This window comes from Corallococcus terminator, from assembly GCF_049194865.1.
Lineage (GTDB): Bacteria > Myxococcota > Myxococcia > Myxococcales > Myxococcaceae > Myxococcus > Myxococcus terminator_A.
In genome coordinates, this window is record NZ_JBLZWL010000098.1 from 70675 (window position 1) to 76967 (window position 6293).

Genomic DNA, 6293 nt, shown 5'->3' on the forward strand with positions numbered 1-6293 from the left:
AACATTCTGGGCCGCCAGGAGCCCGCGGTTACCGGCGCTTTTTCTTGGCCGGTGCTGGAGGCGGCGCCGGCTTTTCCTTTTCGCCGGCGATCAGGAACGTGGTGCGGAGCTCCTCGACGTCACGGCCCAAGGTGTCCGTGAACGAGGTGCCGGTCTGGGCGTCGACGACCAGGGTGTACTCGAAGCCGGTCTTCAGGGGCTGGGGCAGGACGATGCGGTAGACGAGCCCGGTGTCGGATTCCTCGGCGACGTCGTCGGAGACCATGGCTCGCTCGGCGGCGTCGAAGAGCCGGACCCGGTAGTTCCGGAGGCTCCGTGACGCGGTCAGCTCCAGGGTCGTGGTCGGCTCGATGACCGGCTTCTCGCCAGGGTCCAGGGAGATCTCCGCGAGGCCCGCATCAGGGACCTGTGAGCGAAGCGCGAACGTGGTCGGGGGCGGAGGCTGCTTGGGTGCCTCAGGGGCATCGGCGACGCCGGAGTCCGGCGACGGGCCCGAGGTCTTGTCCGGACATCCCGTCAGCGCCAGCAGGCCGCAGCAAAACGCGGTGGCGACCGCGGTTCGTTGGAGGAAACGCATGCCGGGCACGGTACGCGGCCACGGTGGCGACGAGAAGCGAGGACTCGGTGAGGACGTCCGGGCAACCAGGCCCACGGGCGGCAGGACGGGAGGCTCTGGACCTGATGATTCGGGTTTTGGAAGGACAGGGACAAGAGTGCGAGGGCAGGGTAAGCAAGCTTTCCATGCTTGTCCGCTTGCGAGTGTTGGCGGTCCTGGCCCTGTCTGCGTGTGGCTCGGCGACCGTTGGCGGTGTCGGGCCGCCAGCGTCCGCCAAGTGGGTGGGCCCTGCCGTGCCGACTCCCGACGGCGGACAGGTGACCACGAGCATCTACTACGGCCCCTGGAGCTGTTCGGCCGCGTGGTGGAACCGCTGCGAGGCGCGGTGTGCTGGCGCGGGGCATACCCTCAAGGGGTGCATCTGGCTGGCGGACATCAAGGGCGACTGGCGCGGCCGATTCCTGGCGCTACCAGCCGAGGCTGGTGGACGGCTCGCCATCACGCACTGCTGCTGCGACTACGCCGCAGTTTCTAACGCGTCGGCGCTCCGGCGCATCTGGGACAGCGCGCGGCGGGGCTACCGCAACGCCTGGGCCCAGGAGTTCGGGGCATGGCCGCGCGTCCCTGGCGGCGACAACTGGCCCGGCCACCACATCCACGACTTGCTGCATGGCGGCCACCCCACGGCGCGCAGCAACGTGCTGCCCATGCCATCCGATGTGCACGACGTGGCCAACAAGGCATATCCCCAATGCTACGCGGGTGACCCGCGGTGGCGGACCATCGGATTGGATAGACCGTATGCCGATTAGCCACCTGGAAGAACTGCTCGACGAGGTCGTCGTGCGCCACTATCCCAACGCGCCCGCGACGCCCGAGCAGATAGCTGCGTTCGAGGCCCGCGCTGGCTGGCGCCTGGACGAGGAGCTGCGCGCGTTCTACCTGCGCACCAACGGTGCATGCCTCTTCGAGCCACAGCCGGAGCAAACATTCCGCATCCTTGGGCTGCACGAAATCCAGCCCGTGCGAGTCGTCAAGCCTCGGCAGGACGACCCGGCGGGAGCCGCGTCCTGGTGGACGCTCGTCTATCTCCAGGACTCTGATTACAACCTCGTGGACGTGGCGCGGCCCGCGCCGTACCCCATCCTCGACGCGTACCACGAGACCTACCCGCAACAGGTCGAGGAGATTGCGCCGTCGTTCGCGCTATGGCTGGAGCGCACGTTGCGCAGCGGCAATCAACTCTGGTGGCTCCCCGCAAGCGACTAGCAATCTGGGGAGCCGGGCGGGCGTCGGTCGGCTCCGACTTTCTGAGCGGCGTGCCGGGCGGGTCCACGGGTCCTTCAGGCTCAGCCAAGCTCGGTCTTCAGGTGCAGCGGGCCGGCGGGGACTCCGACGTCCTTGCCGGCGGGGTCGTCCTGCTCGGTCTGCCAGGCGTTGGCCTCCGTCACGGTGTGGCCGTTGGCCACGTTGGAGATGGACATCTTGCCGTTGTGGCCCGCGGGAGCGATCTGGCTCGTGTCGTAGCCGCTCCAGCCGGTGCCGGAGTTGGCGAAGGTGGCCTCGCCCCATGTCTGGCCGGAGTTGGCGCCGGGCTTCCCGGAGCCGTCCTTGGACACGGACCAGGCAATGCTGGTGTTGCTGTCGAACGCCAGGGTCTGCGACTGGCCGGGCTTGAGGGTGAACGTCACGGGCGTGCTCTTGTCGAAGTTCTGCCCGTCGTTCGGGTTGCCGTTCTGACCGGTCTTGTTCCAGAGCGTGATGGTCTGCGGCTCGTTCGTCGTGTTCTTGAAGGTGTTGGTGTACTTGAACTGGTCCTTCTGGCCCGCGTCGATGAGCTGGATGTTGCTGTTGTAGGGCGAGCCGACGTTGTTCTTGGCCAGCCAGGGCGCGTTCGAAGGAGCGGGCTCCGTGGAGCCAACTGAAGGAGGACCGAAGCCCGGGCCCGCGTCGCTAGAAGCGTGGCCCGGAATCGAAGGAGCAGGGGCCGCGTCGGCCGGAATCGCCGAAGCGCCGCCACTGGCCTTACCTGATCCAGAGACGCCCTGGGTGCCGTCCTCACGGCCCTGCGCGCCCGGGGCCTGGCCGCCCAGCGTCTTCAGCATCTGCATGGACTGCATGATCATCTGGACCAGTTGCTCCAGCGCCTTCTCTGGGGCGGGAGCCTGGGCGCCGCCGCCCACCTTGCTCGTCCCGGCATCGAAGGCGTCCGCCATGAACATTTGGCGCAGGCCGTTCCCCGGCTTCTGCGCCTGCGTACCAATCAAGCCTGGGGCCGGCGTGGAGACTGACTTGCTGGCGGAGGAGTTCGAAACGGAGGGCGAGTAGGAGGAGCGGCCGGGGATCGAGAGGGACATTGCGAGCTCCGAGTGAAGGTTTGGGTCGGCCGGGAGAAGCAGGACCGCCGTCGAACGACTTGCCCGGACCTAATGCAGGGTCCGTGCCAGCCTCCGATGCCCATCACGAGGCACACCGTTCCTTGGGAAATCAGTCACTTGGAGAGCCGGAGTTCCTGCCGCGTCCCGCGTCTCACGGTGACGCGGCTCATCACCTGATGTCCCCAGTCACCAGGAGGCAGGAACCAGGGATTCAGGCCGGGGATGCCCCTGGAAACGGACCCGCGGAGACCGCCGCACGCCCCTGGCCTCCCTCTATCGTTACGTCCGATAACATGCGTTATGTAAACTAAGCGAATGGAGAAACCAGGGTCGTTTTCCCAAGGTTCTTCCCCGCTGTTCCCAGGCCACCGGCACGCCTCTGTCCGCCAAGATGCGGGCTCTTTCCGAACCCTCGAACCGGCGACCTCGACCCCACAGATGCTCGACAACCTGCTCGCGGATGCGCGCTTCGCGCTCCGCACGTTCCGACGTGCCCCCGGCTTCGCGGTCGCCGCCATCCTCTGCCTGGCCCTGGGCATCGGCGCCAACGCCGTCATCTTCAGCGTGGTCCACGGCGTGCTGCTCCGGCCCCTCCCGTACGCAGAACCCGAGCGCCTCGTGTCGCTCGTCGAGCTTCGCGCCCAAGGCAGCGGCGGCCCCGTCTCCTGGCTCACATTCTTCGATTGGCGCGACCAGGCTCGGGCCTTCGACCATCTGGCGGCGTTCACCGTGGGCGGCTCGATCCTCCGCACGGACGACGACTCCGAGCGCTTGGAGACCACCCGAGGCACCGCCGACTACTTCTCCGTGCACGGCGTACCCCCATTGCTCGGCCGCACATTCATGCCCGGCGACGACCAGCCCGGCCATGAGCCCGTCGCCGTGCTCAACGAGGCCCTCTGGCGGCGCCGGTTCGGCGCGAATCCCGCCGTCCTCGGCCGCACGGTGCTCCTGGACAACGTTCCCCATACCGTCGTCGGCGTCATTCCCGAGTCCTTCGACCCGAACATGGACGTCTGGCTGCCGCTGGTGGCTCCGCCCGATGCCCGCGGCGGTCGGTATTCCACGGTGCTCTCCGTACGCGCCCGGCTGGCGCCCGGAATCTCCCTGGGCGCGGCGAACGAACAGCTCAAGGCCGTCACCGCCGGAATCGCCGCCTCGGGCCCGGAGGCGCTCAAGGAACGCACCGCCCGAGTCGACTCGCTCGCCGAGGCCCAGACGCGGCTCTGGAGCGGCCCCCTGAAGCTGCTCCTCGGCGCCGTGGCCCTGGTCCTCCTCATCGCCTGCGCCAACGTCGCGAACATCCTGCTCGCACGCGCGGGGGGCCGTCGGCAGGAGCTCGCCGTTCGCGTGGCACTGGGCGCGACCCGGGGCCGCGTCGTCCAGCAGCTCCTCGTGGAGAGCCTCCTGCTCGCGCTCACGGGAGGTGCCCTGGGCGGACTGCTCGCACACTGGGGCCTGGACGCGCTGCTCGCCGTGGCCCCCGAGTCGATGCCACACCGGACCGCCGTGTCCCTCGATGGGACGACCTTCCTGTTCCTCGCCGCCATCTCCATCGTCAGCGGCCTGGCCTTCGGGCTGCTTCCCGCGCTCCAGGTCTCCCGGTTCGACCTTCGCGGCGCCCCCGTCTCCAGCGGCCAGCGGCTCCGGTCCACGTTGATTGTCGTGGAGCTGGCCGTCTGCCTCGTGCTGCTCGTGGGCGCGGGCCTCCTCGGCCGAGGCTTCTTCCTCCTCCTCGGCACATCCCCCGGGCTCGACTCCGAGCAGCTGCTCACGCTCCACATCGCCATCCCCGACACCCGGTTCTTCAACGACCAAGGGCTCGACGCGAATGTGCCGAGCACCCTGCTGGAGCCCATCCTCGACGAGGTGCGCGCGCTGCCCGGCGTGAGCGCCGTGGGGCTGACGTCGCTGCTGCCCATCCAGCGCGCCTGGAACAACGCCCGCTATGTCATCGAGGGCGAGCCCCCACCAGAGCCCGGCTCCGAGCCTCGCGCCGAGCGCCGCTCCACGAGCCCCGGCTTCTTCGCCACGGTGGGAATCCCCCTCAAGCAAGGCCGCGACTTCACACCCCAGGACGCGGCCCCGGGCCAACCCTCCACCGTCATCATCAACGAGACGCTCGCGCGCCGGCACTTCCCGGACGGCAACGCCCTGGGCCATCAGCTTCGGCTCGGCACGGGTGCTCACACCATCATCGGTGTCGTCGGTGACGTGCGGCAGGCCGGCCTGGACAAGTCACCGCTGGCCGAGCTCCACGTCCCGTACGGCCGGCCCTGGGGCGATGACAGCCTGGTCCTCGTCGCGCGGACCTCGGTGCCTCCGGAGACCTTGCTGCCCTCGGTCCGCGAGGCCGTTCGCCGGGTCGACTCGAGCCTTCCCGTCTTCCGGGCCCTCACCATGGACCAGGTCATCTCCCAGTCGCTCGGCTTCCGGAGGCTCGTGCTCTGCCTGCTCGGCGGCTTCGCGGCGCTGGCCCTGGTGCTGTCCACCTACGGCCTCTATGGCGTCATCTCGCTGCTCGTCTCACAGCGGACGCGGGAGCTGGGCATCCGCATGGCGCTCGGCGCCCGGCCTGGGGACGTCCTCCGGCTCGTGCTCGGCCAGGGCGCGAGGCTCGCTGGAATGGGCATCGCCCTGGGCCTCCTGGGCTCCCTGGCGCTGACCCGGTTGCTCACGAGTCAGCTCCACGGCATCACCACCACGGATCCCCTCACCTTCGGCGCCGTGGCCACCCTCTTCGCCGTCATCTCCCTGCTGGCCTGCTGGCTCCCCGCACGCCGCGCCACCCGCGTGGACCCGCTCGTGGCCATGCGCGACTGACCCGCGAAGGCACCTCGACGCACCGCGATAGCAGACGACCTGGCGCGGCGGCCTCCGCGCTCACGCAACAGGTCACCCTTTGAGCTCCAATTCGTGCAATCACGGGGCGCGATATCCCGTAGGACTCCGCGCACTGGCGAGGAATCCCCCGGCCGCCTGGATGTTCTGGGGGTTGGGAATTCTTCCCAGCTTTTTTCCCGGTTGACCGAGGCAGTGGGTTACCGCAGAACCGCGGCACCCCCGGCCCTGGAAAGGACCTGTCCATGAAACGGTTGTTCCTGATTGCCACCCTTGTCGGCGCGGCCCCCGCCCTGGCCGACGAAGGCATGTGGACCTACAACAACTTCCCGTCCGCGAAGGTGAAGGAGAAGTACGGCTTCGAGCCCTCGCAAGAGTGGCTCGACAAGGCCCGGCTGGCCTCCGCGCGTCTCGCGGGCGGCTGTTCCGCCAGCTTCGTCTCCCCCAACGGCCTGGTGATGACCAATCACCACTGCGCCCGCGGCTGTATCGAGCAGCTCTCCGGCGCGAAGAAGGAC

6 protein-coding genes are annotated in these 6293 nt (G+C 68.7%); 4 read left to right on the forward strand and 2 right to left on the reverse strand.

Translation table 11 applies throughout. The annotated features are described in order from the left end of the window. Positions 1–28: 28 nt before the first annotated feature. Positions 29–577, reverse strand: coding sequence for a hypothetical protein (locus ACN469_RS30340; protein WP_498773469.1), 549 nt, complete (start codon positions 575–577; stop codon positions 29–31). A 272-nt stretch (positions 578–849) separates the two neighbouring features. On the opposite strand from ACN469_RS30340, the gene ACN469_RS30345 reads away from it, so the two are divergent. Together ACN469_RS30345 and ACN469_RS30350 are read left to right on the forward strand one after the other, a co-directional pair. After that, on the forward strand, positions 850–1368 hold the full coding sequence (locus tag ACN469_RS30345) for a hypothetical protein (protein ID WP_498773470.1): 519 nt from the start codon (positions 850–852) through the stop codon (positions 1366–1368). Next, the gene (locus ACN469_RS30350; RefSeq protein WP_498773472.1) at positions 1358–1825 is read left to right on the forward strand and encodes an SMI1/KNR4 family protein; all 468 of its coding nucleotides are present in this window, start codon (positions 1358–1360) and stop codon (positions 1823–1825) included. Before ACN469_RS30345 ends, ACN469_RS30350 begins: the two co-directional genes overlap by 11 nt. Positions 1826–1905: 80 nt before the next feature. Here the strand turns inward: ACN469_RS30350 and ACN469_RS30355 are convergent, their stop codons facing one another. After that, entirely contained in the window at positions 1906–2913 is a 1008-nt protein-coding gene (locus tag ACN469_RS30355; RefSeq protein ID WP_498773474.1) for a hypothetical protein, read from the reverse strand. Between the two features lie 459 nt (positions 2914–3372). Between ACN469_RS30355 and ACN469_RS30360 the strand changes: the two genes are divergently transcribed. Then, entirely contained in the window at positions 3373–5757 is a 2385-nt protein-coding gene (locus ACN469_RS30360; RefSeq protein WP_498773475.1) for an ABC transporter permease, read from the forward strand. A gap of 263 nt (positions 5758–6020) precedes the next feature. Then, the coding region (locus tag ACN469_RS30365) for a S46 family peptidase (protein WP_498773476.1) at positions 6021–6293 on the forward strand (273 nt) is incomplete at its 3' end.